This is a genomic window from Pseudomonas sp. BF-RE-25 (genome assembly GCF_019956105.1).
Classification (GTDB): domain Bacteria; phylum Pseudomonadota; class Gammaproteobacteria; order Pseudomonadales; family Pseudomonadaceae; genus Aquipseudomonas; species Aquipseudomonas migulae.
Window position 1 is genome coordinate 1 of sequence record NZ_JAHBDB010000069.1, and the last position, 21,096, is coordinate 21,096.

The 21,096-nt window shown below is 59.6% G+C and carries 18 protein-coding genes, 4 tRNA genes and 1 pseudogene; 14 read left to right on the top strand and 9 right to left on the bottom strand.

Going from position 1 to position 21,096, the window contains the following annotated elements:
• Nucleotides 1-93: 93 nt before the first annotated feature.
• Together KGB24_RS25545 and KGB24_RS25550 are read right to left on the bottom strand one after the other, a co-directional pair.
• Nucleotides 94-1,143: a sensor histidine kinase gene (locus tag KGB24_RS25545; RefSeq protein ID WP_008029293.1), complete on the bottom strand. Its 1,050-nt coding sequence runs from the start codon at nt 1,141-1,143 to the stop codon at nt 94-96.
• Nucleotides 1,143-1,901, bottom strand: a complete 759-nt coding sequence (locus tag KGB24_RS25550; RefSeq protein ID WP_008029291.1) for a response regulator — start codon at nt 1,899-1,901, stop codon at nt 1,143-1,145. Before KGB24_RS25550 ends, KGB24_RS25545 begins: the two co-directional genes overlap by 1 nt.
• 293 nt (nt 1,902-2,194) lie before the next feature.
• Here KGB24_RS25550 and pyrF point away from each other — a divergent pair, with 293 nt between their 5' ends.
• Complete coding sequence (gene pyrF, locus KGB24_RS25555) at nt 2,195-2,893, top strand: orotidine-5'-phosphate decarboxylase (RefSeq protein ID WP_008029289.1); 699 nt, start codon at nt 2,195-2,197, stop codon at nt 2,891-2,893.
• Between the two features lie 138 nt (nt 2,894-3,031).
• Here pyrF and KGB24_RS25560 read toward each other — a convergent pair whose 3' ends face one another.
• A complete protein-coding gene (locus KGB24_RS25560; protein ID WP_223416546.1) occupies nt 3,032-4,036 on the bottom strand; it encodes an NADP-dependent oxidoreductase in 1,005 nt (334 codons plus the stop codon).
• Between the two features lie 235 nt (nt 4,037-4,271).
• Here KGB24_RS25560 and KGB24_RS25565 point away from each other — a divergent pair, with 235 nt between their 5' ends.
• The 4 genes and pseudogenes from KGB24_RS25565 to KGB24_RS29510 all read left to right on the top strand — a co-directional run bounded on the left by KGB24_RS25565 (nt 4,272) and on the right by KGB24_RS29510 (nt 8,670).
• Nucleotides 4,272-5,033, top strand: coding sequence for an SDR family oxidoreductase (locus KGB24_RS25565; RefSeq protein ID WP_223416547.1), 762 nt, complete (start codon nt 4,272-4,274; stop codon nt 5,031-5,033).
• Between the two features lie 181 nt (nt 5,034-5,214).
• Nucleotides 5,215-6,597, top strand: coding sequence for a PLP-dependent aminotransferase family protein (locus tag KGB24_RS25570; RefSeq protein WP_223416548.1), 1,383 nt, complete (start codon nt 5,215-5,217; stop codon nt 6,595-6,597).
• A 987-nt stretch (nt 6,598-7,584) separates the two neighbouring features.
• Nucleotides 7,585-7,761 (top strand): annotated as a pseudogene (locus KGB24_RS29505) (HAMP domain-containing protein); the annotation flags it as partial.
• 204 nt (nt 7,762-7,965) lie between these two features.
• A complete protein-coding gene (locus KGB24_RS29510) occupies nt 7,966-8,670 on the top strand; it encodes a methyl-accepting chemotaxis protein (protein ID WP_404943265.1) in 705 nt (234 codons plus the stop codon).
• A gap of 751 nt (nt 8,671-9,421) precedes the next feature.
• Here KGB24_RS29510 and KGB24_RS25580 read toward each other — a convergent pair.
• On the bottom strand, nt 9,422-10,180 hold the full coding sequence (locus KGB24_RS25580) for a hypothetical protein (protein ID WP_032829074.1): 759 nt from the start codon (nt 10,178-10,180) through the stop codon (nt 9,422-9,424).
• Between the two features lie 393 nt (nt 10,181-10,573).
• Between KGB24_RS25580 and KGB24_RS25585 the strand changes: the two genes are divergently transcribed.
• From KGB24_RS25585 to KGB24_RS25600, 4 genes are all read left to right on the top strand, one after another.
• Nucleotides 10,574-10,649, top strand: a tRNA-Glu gene (locus KGB24_RS25585).
• Between the two features lie 4 nt (nt 10,650-10,653).
• A tRNA-Gly gene (locus KGB24_RS25590) sits at nt 10,654-10,729 on the top strand.
• A gap of 104 nt (nt 10,730-10,833) precedes the next feature.
• Nucleotides 10,834-10,909 (top strand) — tRNA-Glu (locus tag KGB24_RS25595).
• A gap of 3 nt (nt 10,910-10,912) precedes the next feature.
• Nucleotides 10,913-10,988, top strand: a tRNA-Gly gene (locus KGB24_RS25600).
• 115 nt (nt 10,989-11,103) lie between these two features.
• On the opposite strand, the gene KGB24_RS25605 is transcribed toward KGB24_RS25600, so the two are convergent.
• The 3 genes from KGB24_RS25605 to KGB24_RS25615 all read right to left on the bottom strand — a co-directional run bounded on the left by KGB24_RS25605 (nt 11,104) and on the right by KGB24_RS25615 (nt 13,235).
• Nucleotides 11,104-11,745, bottom strand: a complete 642-nt coding sequence (locus tag KGB24_RS25605; RefSeq protein ID WP_008032957.1) for a LysE family translocator — start codon at nt 11,743-11,745, stop codon at nt 11,104-11,106.
• Nucleotide 11,746: 1 nt separating this feature from the next.
• On the bottom strand, nt 11,747-12,517 hold the full coding sequence (locus KGB24_RS25610; RefSeq protein ID WP_008036716.1) for a 2OG-Fe(II) oxygenase: 771 nt from the start codon (nt 12,515-12,517) through the stop codon (nt 11,747-11,749).
• Nucleotides 12,518-12,608: 91 nt separating this feature from the next.
• Nucleotides 12,609-13,235: an alanyl-tRNA editing protein gene (locus tag KGB24_RS25615; RefSeq protein WP_223416550.1), complete on the bottom strand. Its 627-nt coding sequence runs from the start codon at nt 13,233-13,235 to the stop codon at nt 12,609-12,611.
• A gap of 91 nt (nt 13,236-13,326) precedes the next feature.
• Here KGB24_RS25615 and KGB24_RS25620 point away from each other — a divergent pair, with 91 nt between their 5' ends.
• Entirely contained in the window at nt 13,327-14,316 is a 990-nt protein-coding gene (locus tag KGB24_RS25620; protein WP_223416551.1) for a LysR family transcriptional regulator, read from the top strand.
• 165 nt (nt 14,317-14,481) lie between these two features.
• Here KGB24_RS25620 and KGB24_RS25625 read toward each other — a convergent pair whose 3' ends face one another.
• Nucleotides 14,482-14,889, bottom strand: a complete 408-nt coding sequence (locus tag KGB24_RS25625) for a PA2817 family protein (RefSeq protein ID WP_008032949.1) — start codon at nt 14,887-14,889, stop codon at nt 14,482-14,484.
• Between the two features lie 74 nt (nt 14,890-14,963).
• A complete protein-coding gene (locus KGB24_RS25630) occupies nt 14,964-17,411 on the bottom strand; it encodes an acyl-CoA dehydrogenase (RefSeq protein ID WP_223416552.1) in 2,448 nt (815 codons plus the stop codon).
• 249 nt (nt 17,412-17,660) lie between these two features.
• Between KGB24_RS25630 and KGB24_RS25635 the strand changes: the two genes are divergently transcribed.
• The 4 genes from KGB24_RS25635 to KGB24_RS25650 all read left to right on the top strand — a co-directional run bounded on the left by KGB24_RS25635 (nt 17,661) and on the right by KGB24_RS25650 (nt 20,829).
• Entirely contained in the window at nt 17,661-18,320 is a 660-nt protein-coding gene (locus tag KGB24_RS25635; protein ID WP_223416553.1) for a transglutaminase-like domain-containing protein, read from the top strand.
• 43 nt (nt 18,321-18,363) lie between these two features.
• Entirely contained in the window at nt 18,364-18,987 is a 624-nt protein-coding gene (locus KGB24_RS25640; protein WP_192420268.1) for a glutathione S-transferase family protein, read from the top strand.
• Nucleotides 18,988-19,120: 133 nt separating this feature from the next.
• Nucleotides 19,121-20,053 (top strand): ABC transporter ATP-binding protein, encoded by a 933-nt coding sequence (locus tag KGB24_RS25645; RefSeq protein ID WP_008032944.1) that lies wholly within the window; start codon nt 19,121-19,123, stop codon nt 20,051-20,053.
• Nucleotides 20,050-20,829, top strand: coding sequence for an ABC transporter permease (locus tag KGB24_RS25650; RefSeq protein WP_008032943.1), 780 nt, complete (start codon nt 20,050-20,052; stop codon nt 20,827-20,829). The genes KGB24_RS25645 and KGB24_RS25650 overlap by 4 nt, the downstream gene beginning before the upstream one ends.
• Nucleotides 20,830-21,096 lie beyond the last annotated feature (267 nt).

Consider the following 21,096-nt stretch of genomic DNA (forward strand, 5'->3'; position numbering starts at 1 on the left):
GCTCGCGAAAGCGGTGGATCATTCAGCATTGATGTTGACTGACCCACCGCTTTCGCGAGCAAGCCCGCTCCCACAGTGGATTTATGGGGGGATTCAGGTGCGGGGCAGCCAGATGACGGCGGTCAAACCGCCACCAGGCGTTTCTTCCAGATTCAATTGCCCACCCAATCGTTCAGCCGCCTCACGGGCAATGGTCATGCCCAGACCGACACCGCCGGAGTTGCGGTTGCGCGAACCTTCCAGGCGGAAGAACGGTTCAAACACGGCTTCACGTTTATCTGCCGCAATCCCCGGCCCATGGTCGATGACCCGAATCACCAGGTGTTCGCGATTGTCCTCAAGCACGATCTGCGCCTGCCCGGCATAACGCAGCGCGTTATCCAGCAGATTGTTGATGCATGAACGCAGGGCCATCGGTTGAACCTGCAGCGGTGCGCAATGGCCGTTGGCCTGCACATCGCAGCCCTGGTCCTGGGCGTTTTCACTCAGGGATTCGACCAGCGCCTGCACGTCCATCCACTGCGGTGCCTCACTGGTGCGCTGCTCGTGCAGGTAGGTGAGGGTGGCGTCGAGCATGCTGATCATGTCGTCCAGATCCTGGCGCATCTGGCCTTGCAGTTTGTCGTCGTCGATCTGTTCCAGTCGCAGCTTGAGGCGTGACAGCGGCGTGCGCAGGTCGTGGGACACCGCGCCGAGCATCCGCGAACGCTGCTGCATCTGTTCGATGATGCGTTTTTGCATCAGGTTGAAGGTGTAGGCCGCTTGCCGGGCCTCCCGTGGGCCGGACTCATCCAGCGGCGGGCTGTCGAGGTTCTCGCTCAGGCGCTCGGCGGCGTCGCTCAGGCGCTGGATTGGCCGACTCAACAGTTTGGCGCCGTACCAGGCGGCGATGATCAGCGAAATCAGCTGGAAGGTAAGTGGCACCAACGGCCCGCCGAACCATGGCCGTGGTGGCCGGTTTTCGAAACGCGGGTCCGGCGGCGGGCGTGGTCCGTCGAAGCCTTGGGCGAACTCGGGCGGTGGCGGCGGCGGAGGTGGGCCGTAATGATGAAACCAGGCAAACGCCAGCAGATGCGCCAGGATGATCGCCACCAGCAGCACGCCAAACAGGCGACCGAACAGCGTATCGAAGCGCGCACGCATCAGCCGATGTCTCGTGCGTCGAACAGGTAACCCTCGCCGCGAACGGTTTTGATCAGCTGTGGTGCTTTCGGGTCGTCCCCGAGTTTCTGGCGCAGACGCGAAACCAGCAGGTCGATGCTGCGATCAAAGGCTTCTATCGATCGACCGCGCGCCGCATCCAGCAATTGTTCACGGCTGAGCACACGACGCGGACGTTCGATGAACACCCAGAGCAAGCGGAACTCGGCGTTGGACAGCGGCACCACCAGGCCATCCGCCGCGATCAACTGGCGCAGCACGCTGTTCAGGCGCCAGTTATCGAAGCGAATATTCGCACGCTGTTCGGTGCGGTCGTCGCGCACCCGACGCAGAATGGTCTGAATCCGTGCGACCAGCTCCCGTGGTTCGAATGGTTTGGCCATGTAATCGTCGGCGCCCAGTTCCAGGCCGATGATCCGGTCGGTGGGTTCGCAGCGCGCGGTGAGCATCAGGATCGGAATGTCCGATTCGGCGCGCAACCAGCGGCACAGCGACAGACCGTCTTCGCCGGGCAGCATCAGGTCGAGCACCACCACGTCGAAATGCTCCGCTTGCAGCGCCAGGCGCATGGCCGCGCCATCGGTGACGCCGCTGGCGTGGATGTTGAAGCGGGCCAGGTAGTCGATCATCAGTTCGCGGATCGGGACGTCATCGTCGACGATCAGGGCGCGAATGCTCCAGCGTTTGTCGTCGCCGGGCGCTTTTTGATCGTCGTTCACAGGTGCGTGGGTGTTGTGCATGCGTGCGTTCATCTGCCAGGTAGGCTGCCAACCACAAAGATGGGCTGCGAGGTTGTGGCTTCAGCATAGGCGTCCGGCCCGGAGGCGGGAAGTGCTGTAAGGACGTGTTGCGGCTGCCGAGGGTAGCGGGGAAGGGTGTTGTGGGCGTGTCGTGAGTGTATCGGTCTCGACACAATCGGCGAAAGGGCTAGGCTTGGCTGAGCGCCGACGACGATTTACCGATCATCGGGTCCCGCAGCCGCGCTGGTTCCGCTACAATGCGCGCCGATTTCGTCCTGCCTGAGAGCCCGCACATGTCCGTCTGCCAGACTCCTATCATCGTCGCCCTGGATTTCCCCACCCGTGACGCCGCACTGAAGCTGGCCGACCAGTTGGACCCGAAACTGTGCCGGGTCAAAGTCGGCAAGGAACTGTTCACCAGCTGCGCGTCGGAAATCGTCGGCACCTTGCGCGACAAGGGTTTCGAAGTGTTCCTGGACCTCAAGTTCCACGACATCCCGAACACCACCGCCATGGCGGTAAAAGCCGCGGCGGAAATGGGCGTGTGGATGGTCAACGTGCACTGCTCCGGTGGTCTGCGCATGATGGCGGCTTGTCGTGAAGTGCTCGATCAGCGTTCCGGTCCGAAACCGCTGCTGATTGGCGTGACCGTGCTGACCAGCATGGAGCGTGAAGATCTGGCGGGCATTGGTCTGGACATCGAACCGCAGGAGCAAGTGTTGCGCCTGGCTGCGCTGGCGGAAAAAGCCGGGATGGACGGTCTGGTGTGCTCGGCGCTGGAAGCCCAGGCCTTGAAATCGGCTCACCCGTCGTTGCAACTGGTGACCCCGGGGATTCGTCCGGCGGGCAGCGCCCAGGACGATCAACGCCGCATTCTGACGCCGCGTCAGGCACTGGATGCCGGTTCCGATTACCTGGTGATCGGCCGCCCGATCAGCCAGGCGGCTGATCCGGCCAAGGCGTTGGCTGACGTCGTAGCCGAAATCGCCTGATCAGACACTGAAATCCCAATGTGGGAGTGAGCCTGCTCGCGATAGCGTTGTATCAATCAACATTGATGTCGACTGATACAACGCTATCGCGAGCAGGCTCACTCCCACAGTGGTTTTTGGGCGGTTTCAGATATTGCGTTAAACCTTCAGCACCAACTTGCCGAAATTCTCGCCTCTGAATAACTTCATCAGCGTCTCCGGGAACGTCTCCAGCCCTTCGACAATGTCTTCCTTGCTCTTGAGCAGCCCCTTGGCCATCCACCCGGCCATTTCCTGCCCGGCCGCTGCGAACTGTGCGGCGTAGTCCATCACCACAAAGCCTTCCATGCGTGCGCGGTTAACCAGCAGCGACAAATAGTTGGCCGGCCCTTTGACCGCTTCCTTGTTGTTGTACTGGCTGATGGCGCCGCAAATCACCACCCGTGCCTTCAGGTTGAGACGGCTCAGCACGGCGTCGAGAATATCGCCGCCGACGTTATCGAAATACACGTCCACACCTTTCGGGCATTCGCGCTTGAGGCCGGCGACGACGTCTTCGCTCTTGTAATCGATGGCACCGTCAAAACCCAGTTCGTCGATCAGGAACTTGCACTTGTCCGCGCCGCCCGCGATGCCGATCACGCGGCAGCCTTTGATCTTGGCGATCTGCCCGGCGATGCTGCCTACCGCACCGGCCGCGCCGGAAAGCACCACGGTGTCACCTTCCTTCGGTGCGCCGACATCGAGCAGGGCGAAGTAGGCCGTCATCCCGGTCATGCCCAGCGCGGACAAGTAACGTGGCAGCGGTGCCAGTTTCGGATCGACTTTATAGAAGCCACGCGGCTCGCCGAGGAAGTAATCCTGCACACCCAGGGCGCCGTTGACGTAGTCCCCGACCGCAAACCCCGGATGGCTGGACGCTACGACTTTGCCTACACCCAGTGCGCGCATGACTTCGCCGATACCGACCGGCGGGATGTAGGACTTGCCCTCGTTCATCCAGCCACGCATGGCCGGGTCCAGGGACAGGTATTCGTTTTTGACCAGGATCTGACCCGCGGCCGGTTCGCCGACCGGGACTTGCTGATAGGTAAATGTCTCGCGGGTCGCCGCGCCCACCGGACGTTTGGCGAGCAGGAACTGGCGATTGGTCTGGGTAGTCATGACAGGCACTCAAGATGAATGAAGCCTTGTTGATAGACCTTCATGGACGACCCCGCAAGTTTGGCTGATGCGGCGAATGCACATCGATCCAGTGCAGTGATAGTCGGTCTGGTGGTTTTATCACTGCAACTCATGGTCGCTTAACCGGGCTTCTGATAGTGCTGCCGCGCGGGTCGTGCCTGTGGCTAGACTGGTGCACGCTAACCTGCACATTCTTCACTTCGAGGGCATCACAATGAGCATGACGTTTTCCGGCCAGGTCGCTGTAGTCACGGGCGCCGCCAATGGTATCGGCCGCGCGACCGCCCAAGCGTTCGCCACCGAAGGGTTGAAAGTGGTGGTGGCCGACATGGACACCGCAGGCGGTGAAGGCACCGTGGCGCTGATTCGTACGGCGGGCGGCGAAGCGACCTTCGTGCGTTGCAACGTCACCCTGGAAAGCGATGTAAAAAATCTGATGGACGAAGTGGTGAATACCTACGGCCGTCTCGACTACGCCTTCAATAACGCGGGCATCGAAATCGAGAAAGGCAAACTGGCCGAAGGCACGGTCGACGAATTCGATGCGATCATGGGCGTCAACGTCAAAGGCGTCTGGCTGTGCATGAAGTATCAGCTGCCATTGTTGCTGGCTCAGGGCGGTGGCGCGATCGTCAACACGGCGTCGGTGGCTGGCCTCGGTGCCGCGCCGAAGATGAGCATCTATGCGGCGTCGAAGCACGCGGTGATCGGCCTGACCAAATCGGCGGCAATCGAATACGCCAAGAAAAAGATTCGCGTGAACGCGGTGTGCCCGGCGGTGATCGACACCGACATGTTCCGCCGCGCCTATGAAGCGGATCCGAAGAAGGGCGAGTTCGCCAGCGCCATGCACCCGGTGGGTCGCATCGGCAAGGTCGAAGAAATCGCCAGTGCCGTGCTGTACCTGTGCAGCGACGGTGCCGCGTTCACCACCGGTCATTCGCTGGCGGTGGATGGTGGCGTCACGGCGTTCTGAAGCCGGGTCATGCACCGCAAGAAAACCCGCACGTATGCGGGTTTTTTTTTGCCTGGGGAATGGCTCGGGCAATGTGTTTCAAATGGTTAGATCCGTGAGTTTTGGCGGCGTTGTCGCACAGCCCATCCCGCGTTGCTGTGATTAACTGTTTTCCGCGAAACGAACAGGAGTTTGCTTGCTCATGGAATTGAGAATCGATCGACAGGCAATGGTGCCGGTCGTACAGCAAATCGTCGACGCGCTGGCTTGCTGGCTGCGTCAGAGCGAAATAGAGGCGGGGACGCGTTTGCCTTCTGCGCGGCAAATCGCACGGGTCAACTTGCTAAGTCAGACCAGCGTCGTTGAGGCCTGTGAGCGGCTGGTGGCTCAAGGCATGCTGGCGCCACGTCATGGCGCGGGATTCGTCGTCGCAACCCCGGCGTTGGTCGCTGCGGACTCGCCGTGGTCAGAAGGTGCAGAGGTTAATTCACACAGCAGGGAGGGTGAGCTGCCGCTGGGGAGTGGCGGGCTTCCCGAAAGCTGGCGTGAAACCGACGACCTGAGCTACGCGATCCGTGAGGTCAGTCGCACGGACATGGCTGCGCTGTTCAACTACAGCGCGCCGTTGGGTTTGCGGGCGTTGCGTCAGCAAATCCTCAAGCGCCTGAGGCTGCTGGATATCGCCGCAGAAGAAAGTCGAATCATGACAACGGCGGGTGCCAGTCAGGGGCTTGACCTGATCGTGCGCACTTTGCTCAAGCCAGGTGATTGCGTGGTGGTGGAAAGCCCCGGTTATTCCTTGCTGTTCGAGTTGCTCAGGCTGCGCGGTGTCAACATGCTCGAAGTACCGCGCACGCCGCGCGGGCCGGACATCGAAGCGCTCACGGTACTGCTGCGGGAGAACAAGCCCCGGGCATTGTTCATCAACAGCTTCTATCACAACCCGACGGGCAGCAGCCTGGCGCCGGCGGTGGCGGAGCGGGTCCTGCAACTGGCGAAAACCCATGGCGCGCTGGTGATCGAAGACGATGTCTACGCGGATTTGCACAGTGGCCCGGGCGTGCGGCTCGCTGCCCTGGAGACCGATGACAACGTGATTTACCTCGGCAGCTATTCCAAGATTCTCAGCAGTTCGTTGCGGGTCGGCTTTGTAGTGGCTGGAGCGGAAGTCATATCGAGGCTGGCCGAGGTCAAGAGGATCAGCAGCCTGGGTACTTCCGGGTTTTGCGAGTCGGTGCTGGCCTGCCTGTTGGCGAGCGGTGCCTATCGCAAGTTGGTGCTGCGCCTGCGGCAGCGTTTGAGCGGTGACCGAGAGGCCGCATTGCAGATGCTGGAAGACGCCGAGTGGGAGGTCTTCGGCAAACCCGTCGGGGGCCTGTTCATCTGGGCGCGATCGCGCAAGTCCGACTACGCTCACCTGCGGATTCAGGCTCGACGCCACGGTGTCCTGCTGTCTTGCGCGACAGCCTTCAGTCCCGCCGGCGAGGCCGGTGACTGGCAGCGTATCAATGTGGCCTATGCCTGTGATCCGCGAGCCCGGGCGTTTTTTCAGGCCACCGCTTTGAATCGACCTCAAGCGTTCTGAAAACGACGTTGGCGTAGCTTTTTGCCATTATTCCGACGCCAGAGACTTGTGTTGACACAGGCCCGTTGCGAATCTGCGTTAACAGACTATGTCAGGGGACTAAGTGCAATGATTTCGGCCGTGCAAGGACGTTTTGCCAACCTCGGTATGGCAAAAAAACTGGGTGTCGGGTTTCTGCTGGTGCTGCTGTTGACAGCCCTGGTGGCGGCCATCGGCGTATGGTCCCTGCAAACCATCAGCCAGCGCTTCGACGGGCTCAAACAGATGTCGTCGCTCAACAGTGGCCTGCTCAAGGTGCGGTTGCTTGAGCAGGAGTACGCCTTGCACGGCAACCCGAAAATCGTCACTGCGTTGCACGAGGGCGTTGAAGGCCTGGTTGTCCTGGCGAACCAGCTCAAGGCGCAGTCACCGGCCAACGTTCCGGTGATGAACGACGTCGAGCAATCGCTGGGAGCTTACCGCAAGGCGTTTGACGAATTTGTCTCGTTGAGTCAGGCCAAGGACCTGGCGCTGGAAATGGCCAGTTGGTCGGTGTCCAGCGTCGCGAACAACCTTGATGTGTTGCAGGCCGGTCTCGCCGACGATGGCGCTTATACCTTGAAGGACTCCGAGGGCAAGGACGGTAGCCAGTTCATCGAACAGGCCAATCAGGTCAGCCAGGTATCGCGGCTGATGTTGCAAGCCATGAACGAGGCGCGCGTGCGTCTGGACCAGAGCCGCAAGGGCGATGACAGTGCCAGCCAAGGCAAGATCGAGCAGGCCGATCAGGCGCTGGCTCAGGCCGAGCAGTTGAAAACCACGGTCAAGGACGAGGGCTATCAGACGGTCCTCAATGAGGTGGTTGGGCACATTGGCGGTTTCAGCGAAAAACTTGCCGAGTACACCGGCCTGCTGGCGCAGGAAAAAACCGTCTATGAACAGCTGCATCAGCGCGCCGCGCAGGTGGTGGAGCGGGTGGATCAGGCCTATGTCGCCGAAGACCAGTCGATGCAGGCCGAGCTGAAAAAGAATTCGCTGCTGATTATCGGTTCATCGGCCCTGGCCTTGCTGGTCGGGCTGATCGCGGCGTGGGTGATTACCCGATTGATCGTGGGGCCGTTGCGCAGTGTTATCCGTGTGGCTCAGCAGATTGCCGCGGGCGATTTGAGTGCGACGGTTGAAGTGACCCGTCGGGACGAGATCGGCCAACTGATGCAGGCCATGCAGCAAATGGGCGCGGGGCTCAGCAGCATTGTCAGCGGTTTGCAGGCGGGTATCGAACAATTGGCCAGTTCCGCGCAATCGCTGTCGGCGGTGACCGAACAGACCAATCTTGAAGTCAGCAGTCAGAAAGAAGAAACCGAGCAGGTCGCAACCGCAATGAACCAGATGACCGCCACCGTGCACGATGTTGCACGTAACGCGGAAGAAGCTGCCCAGGCTGCGCAGACGGCGGACGACAAGGTCGAAAGTGGCCAGGTGGTGGTGCGCCAGAGCATGGCGCGGATCGAGCAGCTGGCCGACTCGGCGTCCTCGGCCAGTTCCAGCATCGAGAGCCTGAGTGCGGAGATTCAGAATATCGGCACGGTGCTCAGCGTGATCAAGAGTGTGGCTGAGCAGACCAACCTGTTGGCGCTGAACGCGGCCATCGAGGCGGCACGGGCTGGCGAGCAGGGCAGGGGGTTTGCGGTGGTCGCCGATGAAGTGCGGGCGCTGGCGAAGCGGACCCAGCAATCGACCGAGGAGATTGAGCGTCTGGTCAGCGCCTTGCGTTCGGCGGCGCAGTCGTCGGTGCATCAGATTCAGAGCAGTGGCGAATTGGTGAAACTGGCGGTCAGTGATGCGCTTCAGACCGAAAGTGCCTTGGGCAGTATTGCTGCGGCGGTGTCGTTGATTCAGCAGATGAACCAGCAGATTGCAGCGGCTGCGGAGGAGCAGAGTTCCGTGGCGGAGGAGATCAACCGCAGTGTGACCAGTATTCGTGCGAGTGCGGATCAGTCTTCGTTGGCGATGCAGGGGAATGCGGCGTCGAGTATCGAGTTGGCGCAGTTGGGGGTTGAGTTGAAGGGGATGGTCGGGCATTTCCGGCTCTGATCGGTCTGGCTCTTGTAGGAGCCGGCTTGCCGGCGATTGCGGCCTGACAGCCGACCTATCTCTTGTTGGTGTACATATCCATTCGTGGTGTAACGGCCGCTCACGGTTTCGCCCTTACGGCGAGTCCCTTTTGGCAAACGCCCCAAAAGGAACCAAAAGGTCTCGCCCCGGCGTCCGGCCCCTCGCTAAGGCTCGGCGTTCCCTCGCTCCGGTCCTGCTCCGTGGGCCCGCCGCGATCGGCCATCCCTGGCCGTGCGCGGCTAACCCGGCATCCATGCCGGGTTACCCACTGCGCAGAACCTCCACTCAGCCTCCCGAAGGGGCGGGCAGATCAAAATCAAAAGCGCAAGGCGAGCTAACGCTCGGCCTGATGAGTGGTGAAAATCAAAAGCAAACGCGATTCCCTGTAGGAGCCGGCTTGCCGGCGATGGCTGCCTGACTACCGACCTGATTCTCGCGGATGTACCACGCCCTTTGTAGGAGCCGGCTTGCCAGCGATGACGGCCTGACTACCGACTTGATTCTCGCGGATGTACCACGCCCTTGTAGGAGCCGGCTTGCTGGCGATGGCGGCCTGACAACCGACCTGATTCTCGCGGATGTACCACGTCCTTTGTAGGAGCCGGCTTGCTGCGGGCGGCGTTCCGGCGATGACGGCCTGACAGCCGCCCAATCTTCCCCGGATGTACCCGCCGCTAAAACTCAACGCAAAAAAAAGCCACCTTGTCGGTGGCTCTTCATCTTTCCGTGTTCAGTCGTAAATCACTTTCTTCTTCCAGTCCGCATCCGCCTCGACGTCTTTGAGGCCTTCGGTCAATTGGTTCACTTCGCCTTCAGCCGGCGCAGTTTTGTCCATGACTTGTGCATTCGCGCGGGCCAGGAGCTTTTCCAGGTATTCGAGTTGTTCGGCGTAGACCTGAGGTTCCTGTTGTTTACGCAGGTATTGCACACCACGTTCGAACGCCAGGCGAGCCTGGCCAGGCTGGTTTTGTTGCAGGGCGTGCTGGCCGAGGTTGTTGAAGAATTCGATGTGCAACAGAACCAGGATGTGGCGAACTTCGCGGATCCAGCGTTTGGCTTCGTTGGTTGGCAGGAAACCGTCCTGTGCCGCACGGGTGATCTGACCGTGCAGGGCCTCGAGCAGGAAGCGTACATCTTTGGCTTTGGCTTCGGTCTGGATCGGTGCCGGCGGGTTGTTGACCGGGATCGATTCGCCCTGCGCGACCAGGGTGTTCAGTTCGCTGATCCGCACCTTAAGGTTGGCGCTGGATTTTTCCAGATTCAACAGGCGCTGGCAGACGTTCAGTTCCAGGCGAGTCAACAACAGCTTGAGAGCCGGAGTCATCAACTGGCCAGGGAACGTTTCGGTAATTTCGCCACAGCGACGCAGGCGGTCGTTGAGTTCAACCTTGGTGCGGGCCCTTTCCAGTTTGTTGTTTTCCACCACATGGTTCATGTACCCAATGGCGATCAATAGTGCGATCCCGGCTACGACTAGCAGGGTGATCATGAGTGGTGTCACCGGTAAGACCTCTTTATGGGATTCGCGTGCGAGTGTAGTGGCTTGGCAGGGGAGCGCATAGGGCCGCTCGACGGGTTGAAACGAACAGGCTTATGCCTGTATCGACCGCAAACCTGCTTATATAAGTAATAGTGTGCGTGGTGCACATTGCCATCATCTGTTGCGTGGGTGGACTATAACGTCTTGGCGGGTGTCAGAATATAGGCGTCAAACACAGGGCGAGCAAAAAGCCGTATTCGCCGCTCAAAGCAGGGCGAAGTCATTGATTTAAATAAATTTATATCTGGGGGTTGACGACCCCTCAATCCATCCATAGAATGCGCGCCACTTACAGCGTAAAGCACACAGCGAAACGCGGTAGGGAGTGAATGTTGTACGTGTGTCCCCTTCGTCTAGTGGCCTAGGACACCGCCCTTTCACGGCGGTAACAGGGGTTCGAGTCCCCTAGGGGACGCCAATATGCGGGAATAGCTCAGTTGGTAGAGCACGACCTTGCCAAGGTCGGGGTCGCGAGTTCGAGTCTCGTTTCCCGCTCCAATTTTAAACAGCGTTGCTTTCGGGCAGGGCTGAGTGAAACCAGAACCAAGTCTTCGGATGCGGGTCTGGGCACCGAAACACACACCATGTGTTCCGGGCAGCGTGTCCCCTTCGTCTAGTGGCCTAGGACACCGCCCTTTCACGGCGGTAACAGGGGTTCGAGTCCCCTAGGGGACGCCATTTGCGGGAATAGCTCAGTTGGTAGAGCACGACCTTGCCAAGGTCGGGGTCGCGAGTTCGAGTCTCGTTTCCCGCTCCAAATTCACAAAAACGCCGCTCATTGAGCGGCGTTTTTGTTTGTGCAAAATTTGTATCCAAGCCTGAAAAAAAGGCCCGCCAGTCAGACTGAGCGGGCCTTTTGCATGGGCGGGTTTTTACATCGACAAAATCAGGCGCCCGGCGAACAGGATCAGAATCACCCCCATGGTGCGTTCGAACCAATGCCCCATGCGCATGAACAGCACGCGCACCCGGCTGCTGGAGAAGAACAGGGCAACGATGACAAACCACAGTGCGTTCACGAAACACATCCAGAGGCCGTAAAGCGCCTGAATGTTCAGCGGCGTCGTGGCACTGATGAGGGTGGTGAAGATCGCCAGGAAAAACAGCGTGGCCTTGGGATTGGTCGCGTTGGTCAGAAACCCGGTGGTGAACGCCTTCAGCAGCGTTTGCTCGACGACCGGCTCGTCGGCTTCTTTATCACCTTCCAGCGCGGATTTAGGCTTGCTGCGCAACAGGCTCACACCGAGGTACAAAATGTAGGCCCCGCCGATCACCTTGGCCACAGTCAGCAGCCAGGGCGTGGTGTGCATCAGCGCGCCGACGCCAAGCAGGGTGTAAAGCACGTGCACGGAAATGCCCGCGCCGATGCCCAGTGCCGTACAGATGCCTACCCACCGACCGAAACGCACGCTCTGGCGGATGGTGACCGCAAAGTCCGGTCCAGGGGCGACCACGGCCAGAAAGTGAATTGTCGCCAGCGCCAGGAACTCGCCCAGGTAATTCGAAAACTGCATCTCAACTCCAGAAAGTAAGGGGTGAAGCATTGCCGCGATAGCCGACAAAGAAAGAAAGGCTCAGGCGCGGATCGGCCACGCCCGGTGTCACCGAGTGCATGCAGCGCGAATTGAACATGATGAAATCACCAGGTTGCGGAAGGACCTCCAGGATCGGAGCGCCGAGCAACGCCGGATCGATGCCGTAACTGTCGCCACGCATTTCATCGAACTGGTCGGGAGAAATGTCGTGGTCCCACATCTGCAGCGCGCCGCCTTCGGTGGGCATGTTCAGGTAAACATTGCAGGCGAACTGCGCATCGAGGCTTCTGGCCTGGTAACTGTCGGGAGCGTCCTTGGCGAAGATGTCGTGGTGGGCCAGAAAGCACACGCCGGGTTTCACCACTCGGGACAAACCGACATACATCTTGCGGCCGTAGAGGTTTTCCAGATGCGCGCCCGCCGGCCAGGACTCATCGAGCATGCAGCGCAGGGTGTCGACAGGGGACGAGTAGGGCGCGCAACGGTTGCGCAGTTCCGCGATGTTGCGCGTGGCGCGTTCGAAATAGTCTTCGATCAGCAGTGGCTGGTTTTCAGCCTCATAAAACGCCATGCCGATACGACCGATGCTCGGTGCGTTGATATAGCCTTCGAAACCGGGCTCGAGAATCTTGTCGCCGATCTGAATCGCCAGCGGCGGGGCCAGGAAACTTTTGACCCGGATGGCGAGGACTTCTTCGTTGGCCAGTTTTTTTATGCACGTCTCATCGAGACGCTCGACGTCAAGCATCATGGTTCAGGTCCATCTATCGGATAGTCAACGGAACCCGCGAATGCAGGCCCCCCGGCGCCAGGCGATGCCGGAATCGGCATCGTCCAAATGCTCAGTCCACGCTGTAGTGGACTGACAGCGTTCCTTTCTTCTGCGAAACGGAAGCGATCGTGACCGTGCCCAATTCCTTCAGGCTACGTACATGGGTGCCGCCGCAGCCATAGGCGGGCAGTTCACCGAAACCGATTTCCCGGGCGCCTTCGCGCAACGATGTCAGGCGCGGCAGGTCGTGGGCGATCCATTGTTCAATGCCGGTCTCGATGGTCCGGGCGTCAATCTCCTGCGCGCAATCCACCGGTTTGAACTGCACGCGTCCCTCGCCCGGCCAGTGATGCGCCTTGATCGGCATCCAGCCCATGGCCTGGACGAAATGGCCGATCAGATGGCCGGCGGAATGCATCCGTGCGTTGAACTGGCGACGTTGCTCATCGATGCGAATCTGGGTCATGCCGAGAGGGACGGGTCGGTCGACGAAATGGATGATCCGGTCCGGGTCCTGAACCACGCGCAGTACCTGGCTTTCGCCGATCCAGCCGGTGTCAAAGGGTTGTCCGCCACCCTGAGGGTGGAACAGTGTGGCGCGTAGCACCACGGCGAATTCGTTCTCGTGCGGCGTGCAATCGAGGACTTCCACGTTAGCCTTGAGGTCATCACTATGGAAAAAGAGGCGAAGCGTCATATTCCATGTCCTCATTAAAGATTCTGTTTTTTATTATATGAAGCGTGGAATTGCGTGATAATCCGTTCAAACATCAAAGGACTGTTGCGCTGTGAGCATAAATCTTCCTCTGCCGTTGCTCGGTGAAATGGCGATATTCGTCAAGGTTGTCGAGACCGGTAGTTTCTCCGAAGCGGCGCGTCAGCTGGGCTCTTCACCGTCGGCAGTCAGTCGCAGCATTTCGCGTCTGGAGAAGGCACTCGCCACGCGCCTGTTGCAACGCACTACGCGCAAACTGCGGCTGAGCGACGGTGGCGAGGAAGTATTCAAGCGTTGCCAGGAGATGGTCAGCGCAGCCAAGTCGGTGATGGAAATCAGCGGTCAGTTCACCCATGAAGCGGAAGGGCTGGTGCGAGTCAGCGTGCCAAAAGCCGTAGGACGATTCGTGATTCACCCGCATATGCCGGAATTTCTGCGGCGTTATCCCAAAGTGGATGTGGAGCTGTTACTCGAAGACCGTCAGGTGGATTTGATCGACGACAACGTCGATCTGGCAATTCGTATCACTGATCGGCCGCCTGCCGGGCTGGTTGGGCGGCAGTTGCTGACCATCGACCATTTGCTCTGCGCCACCCCGCAGTACCTGGCCGAGCACGGCACGCCGACCCATCCCCATGACTTGCTCAACCACAGTTGCATCTACCTGGGTGAGACCCCGAGTGATGCACGCTGGAAATTCAAGAAAGGCACCAAGGCCGTCACCGTCGGTGTGCGTGGGCGATATGCCGCCAATCACACCGGTGTGCGGCTGGGCGCGGTGTTGCAACACATCGGGATTGGCAGCCTGCCGTACTTCACCGCGCGTTATGCGCTGGAGCAAGGGTTGATCGTGCAGGTGCTGCCGGACTGGACGTTTCTGGCGTCGTACCACGGCGGGGCGTGGTTGCTGCATTCGCCGACCTGTTATATGCCACCCAAGCTGCGGGTGTTGATCGACTATCTGGTGGAGTGTCTTGGGAAGGAGCCGACGTTGAGCAAGCCGGGTAAGCCAGGGAGAGGCGCGGCGGAATATGAGTTGCCCGAGAGTGATGGATTGTTCTGACGGGCCTCTTCGCGGGCAAGCCTCGCTCCTACAGGTCTGGCGCTAGCTTTGTAGGAGCGAGGCTTGCCCGCGAAGGCGTCCGCCCAGTCACCACATTTCTCTGCGATGTACAAAAAAAAGCCCGCATGTTCAACCATACGGGCCTTTTGCATTTCTGACCGGGGATCAGTGCTTGCTGTCGTCGTTCGACATCGCCAGCAACTGCTTTTCCTGATTCCAGTCGAACGGTTCGTCGTTCTGTTCAGCTTCGAAGCGACGTTCTTCCAGCGCCTGATACAAGTCGATTTCATCATCGGGCATGTAGTGCAGGCAGTCACCGGCGAAATACCACAACAGGTCACGCGGGACCAGGTGAGCGATTTGCGGGTAACGGGTGATCACCTGGCACAGGATGTCCTGGCCCAGGTATTGGCTTTCGATCGGGTCGACCGGCAGCAATGCACGCAGTTCGTCGAAGCGCTCCAGGAACAAGGCATGGCTTTCTTCGGGAACCTGATCGGCCTCACCCACGGCGACCAGGATGCTGCGCAGATGGTCGAGCAAAACGAGATGATCGGCAACGATGTTGGACACGAGATAAGTCCTCAAGAGCAAAACGGGCGCGGGAGTATAAAGCTCCTGCGCCCTTTTTTACATCGCAAGCAGGATCAGCGGACCCTTCCTTCGGCCAGCTTCAGCTCTTCTTTGTCGAAATCATCGACATCGATCACCTTGCGCCGCGCCACTTCGGCATTGCGCAGGTTGTGCGCTTCCACCGGCTGCAACACCCCAGCCTCCAGCGCGGCGTCGATAACGTTTTCCCCGGCAACCGGTTTGACTTGACCGCTTTTGAGCGCCATGTGGAGTTTTTTCTGCACCGGCTGCACCGCGTTCAACAGGTCACACGCGTGTTGCAGGGCACCGACGGCGTCATCGGCCGACTGCGGACGGAAGCATCCGCCGAGCAGTTCTTCCAGGGTTGGATCGCCCTTGGCCCGGCCAATCACCGCGGCCACTTCTGCACCGAGTTTGTCCGACGGCCCTTTGTGACGGCGACCGAGCGGGAACACAATCACCCGCAACAGGCAGCCCAAAACCTTGTTCGGGAAGTTGGTCAGCAATTCATCCAGCGCGCGTTCCGACTGACCAAGGCTTTCTTCCATGGCCCAGGTAAACAGCGGCGCCATGTGTTCCGGTGAGTCGAGATCGTGGTAACGCTTGAGCGCGGCGGAGGCCAGGTACAGGTTGCTGAGCACATCCCCCAGGCGTGCCGACAGACGTTCGCGCCGTTTCAGTTCACCGCCCAGCAACATCATGCTCAAGTCCGCGAGCAGGGCGAACGCAGCCGCCTGACGGTTGAGCGCACGGAAATACCCCTGGCTGAGCTTGCCTCCCGGTGCATGTTCGAATTGACCAAAACCAAGGTTCAGCACCAGTGTGCTGGCAGCGTTGCTCACGGCAAAACCGATGTGCTTGAGCAGCAGGCCATCGAACTCGGTGAGGGCCTGATCCTTGTCTTCACGCCCGGCGAGGGCCATTTCTTTCAGGACGAATGGATGGCAGCGAATCGCCCCCTGGCCGAAGATCATCAAGTTGCGCGAGAGAATGTTCGCGCCCTCGACGGTGATGAAGATCGGCGCGCCATTCCAGTTGCGTCCGAGGTAATTGTTCGGCCCCATGATGATCGCCTTGCCGCCATGCACATCCATGGCGTGGCTGATGCACTCGCGACCGCGTTCGGTAAGGTGATACTTGAGAATCGCCGACAGCACCGACGGTTTCTCGCCCAGGTCCACCGCATTGGCGGTGAGCATCCGCGCCGCGTCCATCATCCAGGCGTTGCCGCCGATGCGCGCCATGGCTTCCTGAATACCTTCAAACGCCGACAACGGTACGTTGAACTGTTCACGAATCTGCGCGTATTGACCGGTCACCAGGCTGGTGAACTTCGCCGCGCCGGTGCCGACCGCAGGCAACGAAATCGAGCGCCCGACCGACAGGCAGTTCATCAGCATCATCCAGCCTTTGCCGAGCATGTCCTGGCCGCCGATGAGGAAGTCCAGCGGAATGAACACGTCCTTGCCGGAGTTCGGGCCGTTCATGAAAGCAGCGCCCAATGGCAGATGACGACGGCCGATCTCGACGCCGGCAGTGTCGGTCGGGACCAGCGCGAGGCTGATGCCCAGATCCACTTCATCGCCCAGCAAGTGGTCCGGGTCATACGCCTTGAAGGCCAGGCCGAGGAGGGTGGCGACCGGGCCGAGGGTGATGTAGCGCTTTTCCCAGTTCAGGCGCAGGCCGAGGGTTTCCTTGCCTTCCCATTCACCTTTGCAGATGACCCCGGTGTCGGGCATCGAGCCGGCATCGGAGCCGGCCAGTGGTCCGGTCAAGGCGAAGCACGGGATGTCATCGCCACGCGCCAGTCGTGGCAGGTAATGGTTGCGTTGTTCATCGGTGCCGTAATGCAGCAACAATTCAGCCGGGCCGAGGGAGTTGGGGACCATCACAGTGGAGGCGAGGTCGCCACTGCGGGTCGCCAGTTTCATGGCCACCTGCGAATGGGCGTAGGCAGAAAAACCCTTGCCGCCGTATTCCTTGGGAATGATCAGGGCGAAGAAGCCGTTTTCCTTGATGTGGGTCCAGGCTTCGGCCGGCAGGTCCATGTCCTGGCCGATCTGCCAGTCCGTGACCATCGCGCACAGCTCATCGGTCGGGCCATCGATGAAGGCTTGTTCCTCTTCGGTCAGTTGAGCTTTGGGATAGGACAGCAGTTTGTCCCAGTCCGGGCGGCCGCTGAACAGTTCGCCGTCCCACCACACCGTGCCGGCGTCGATGGCATCGCGTTCGGTTTCCGACATCGGCGGCAGGGTTTTCTGGAACCAGTTGAACAGCGGCGCACTGAAATACTTGCGACGCAGGTCAGGCAGCAGCAAGGGCGCCGCCACCGCTGCGATCAGCACCCACAGCACCAGCAACAGCCAGCCTGGCGCGTGGCTGAAGGCGCCCATCAACACCACATACACGGCAACGATGCACAGGGCGGGCAGCGGGGCGATACGGCGGTGGGCTAAATACGCAATCCCGACAACCAGAACCAGTATCCACAACAGCAGCATATTTAATCCTCCGTGAAACCAGGGCAAAACCAACCTTCAGAGCTTAGACGGCATCCGCAAAACAGGGTGGTCAGAGCGAGGTGATTGAAATCGTGGGAAACCTTCGATGAGTTTTGTAGGACCGATTGGCATCGGGCCGGGCAAATCGTTCGCCGGGCGGGCGGCAAAGCGTCCATGTTTGGCCGAAACGTCGTTATCTCTGTGCTGAACCTGTCGCTAGACTCGTGGCTTCCCCAGGAGATTGTCCTCATGCACGAGTATCTGCGTCCCGGCCGCTTCATCGATAGTGACCACCCGTCGGTGGTGGAGTTCGCCGAAAAACATCGCGGCAGTAACCGCGACCCGCTCGAGCAGGCGATCAATCTCTATTACGCGGTGCGCGAGGCCGTGCGTTACAACCCTTACACGTTCAGCCGCGATCCAGAGACCTTGCGCGGCAGTTATGCGCTGGCGACCGGCGAAAGTTATTGCGTGCCCAAGGCCACGCTGCTCGCTGGTGCGGCGCGGCATTGCGGGATTCCCGCGCGGATCGGCCTGGCCGATGTGCGCAATCACTTGTCGACCCCGCGTTTGCTGGAATTGCTCAAGAGTGACGTGTTCGCCATGCATGGTTATACAGAGCTGTACCTGAACGATCGCTGGGTCAAAGCCACGCCGGCGTTCAACCAGAAACTCTGCGAAATGTTCAACGTTGCGCCGCTGGAATTCGACGGGATCAACGACAGCGTTTTCCACCCGTTCAATCGTGACGGCGAGAAATTAATGGAGTACCTGATTGATCACGGTCAGTTCACCGATGTGCCGGAGGCGTTCTTTTTCGAACACCTGGAAAAGTGCTATCCGCACTTGTTCAGCGAACAGTTGCCGCAGCTGTTGGGGGACATGCAGAGCGATTTGAGTCGCGGCTGATCCGGCGTATGCTGCCTGCGCATTCATCTATCAAGAGGCGGTCATGCTGAAGATCTGGGGTCGGAAAAATTCGTCGAATGTCAGAAAACCTTTGTGGGCCGCCGAAGAACTGGGCCTGGCCTATGAAGCCATCGATGCAGGCGGCGCCTTTGGTGTGGTCGATACGCCCGAGTATCGTGCGATGAATCCCAACGGTCGCGTTCCGGTGATTGAAGACGACGGCTTCGTGCTGTGGGAATCCAATGCCATCGTGCGTTACCTGATGGCTCGCCACGCCAACGACACCGCCTGGTATCCCTCGGACCTGAAAGCCCGCGCCACTGCCGACAAATGGATGGACTGGACCACTTCAAGTTTTGCCGGGCCGTTCCGCACCGTGTTCTGGGGCGTCTTGCGCACACCGGCAGACCAGCAGGACTGGCCCGCCATCAACGCCGCAATCAAAGAGTGCAATGGCTTGCTGGCAATGGCCGATCAGGCTCTGGCGGCCAAACCGTACTTGTCCGGCGATGAAATCGGCATGGGCGACATTCCCCTCGGCAGCTTCATTTATGCCTGGTTCGAGATGCCAATCGAGCGTGCCCCACAGCCACATCTGGAAGCCTGGTATGCACGGCTGAAGCAGCGTGCGGCGTACAAGAAAGCCGTCATGACCGCGTTGACTTAATACTCACTATCGACACACTTGACTGTACTTGTGTGGCGGCGACAAGCACCATTGCGCTCATGCGCCGCGGTTGCAATGCTCGCCGCCCGCCCTTATTGATCCCTTTCTTCCCTTCTTGGTGCGTAAATCCGATATGAGTTCCGCTCTGTCCATCCGGCAGCTAACCAAAACCTACGGCAACGGTTTCCAGGCCCTGAGTGGTATCGATCTGGACGTCGCCGAAGGTGACTTTTTCGCCTTGCTCGGCCCTAACGGCGCCGGCAAATCCACGACCATCGGCATTCTCTCGACCCTGGTGAACAAAACCAGCGGCACAGTGAATATCTTCGGCAACGACCTGGACAAGAATCCTGCGCAGCTCAAGCGCTCCATCGGCGTGGTGCCCCAGGAGTTCAACTTCAACCAGTTCGAAAAAACCTTCGACATCGTCGTGACCCAGGCCGGTTATTACGGCATCCCGCCGAAAATCGCCAAGGAACGCGCCGAGCAATACCTGACCCAACTCGGTTTGTGGGACAAGCGCGATGTACCGTCGCGCTCGCTGTCCGGTGGCATGAAGCGTCGCTTGATGATCGCCCGCGCGCTGGTTCACGAACCGCGCCTGCTGATCCTCGACGAACCGACGGCGGGGGTCGATATCGAGCTGCGTCGTTCAATGTGGACGTTCCTCACCGAGCTGAATCAGAAAGGCATCACCATCATCCTCACCACGCACTATCTGGAAGAGGCTGAGCAGTTGTGCCGCAACATCGGCATCATCGACCACGGTACGATCGTCGAGAACACCAGCATGAAACAGCTGCTTGGCCAGCTGCATGTGGAAACCTTCCTGCTCGACACGAAAAACATGCTGAGCGTTGCGCCGCAGTTGCTGGGTTACCCGACCCGTTTGCTCGACGGCCATACCCTTGAAGTCCAGGTCGACAAGTCCATGGGCATCACCGCGCTGTTCACTCAACTGGCGCAGCAGAACATCGAAGTGCTGAGCCTGCGTAACAAAACCAATCGCCTCGAGGAGTTGTTCGTGTCCCTGGTGGAGAAAAATCTGTCGAAGGTGGCGGTATGAGTTCCGAGCTGCAGCCCAATCTTGTCGCGCTCAATACCATCGTTTATCGCGAGGTCAAACGCTTCACCCGGATCTGGCCGCAAACGCTGCTGCCGCCAGCGATCACCATGGTTTTGTACTTCGTGATCTTCGGCAATCTGATCGGCCGGCAAATCGGTGACATGGGTGGTTTCACCTATATGGAATACATCGTGCCGGGGCTGATCATGATGTCGGTGATCACCAACTCCTACGGCAACGTGGTGTCGAGTTTCTTCGGCAGCAAGTTCCAGCGTTCCATCGAGGAACTGATGGTGTCGCCGGTGTCGCCGCACACGATTCTGATCGGTTACACCCTGGGCGGCGTGCTGCGCGGGTTGATGGTCGGGCTCATTGTGACGTTGCTGTCGCTGTTCTTTACCAAGTTGCAGGTGCATCACCTGGGCGTGACCATTCTGGTGGTGGTGCTGACGGCGACGATCTTCTCGTTGCTGGGTTTCATCAACGCGGTGTTTGCGCGCAACTTTGATGACATCTCGATCATTCCGACGTTTGTGCTGACGCCGCTGACCTATTTGGGCGGGGTGTTTTACTCGATCTCGTTGTTGCCGCCGTTTTGGCAGACGGTGTCGTTGGCAAACCCTGTTTTGCATATGGTCAATGCGTTTCGCTATGGCATCCTCGGTGTTTCGGACATCAGGATCAGTGTGGCGATTACGTTCATGCTGGTGGCGACGGTGGTGTTGTATATCGGGTGTGCGCGGTTGTTGGTTAGTGGGCGGGGGATGCGTACTTAAGCGTATATATCCGTTGTTGTGGTCATGGCGGCTATTGGTTTCGCCCTTACGGCGAGTCACTTTCGAAAAGCGCGAAAGTAACCAAAGCGCTCTTGCCCCTTTCGTTCGGTGCCTCGCCTAGGCTCGGCATGCCCTCGCTCCGGTCCTGCTCCGTGGGCCCGCCGCCATCGGCCATCCCTGGCCGGGGGCGGCTAACCCGGCATCCATGCCGGGTTGCCCACTGCGCAGAACCTCCACTCGGCCTCTCGAGGGGGCGACTACCGCCAC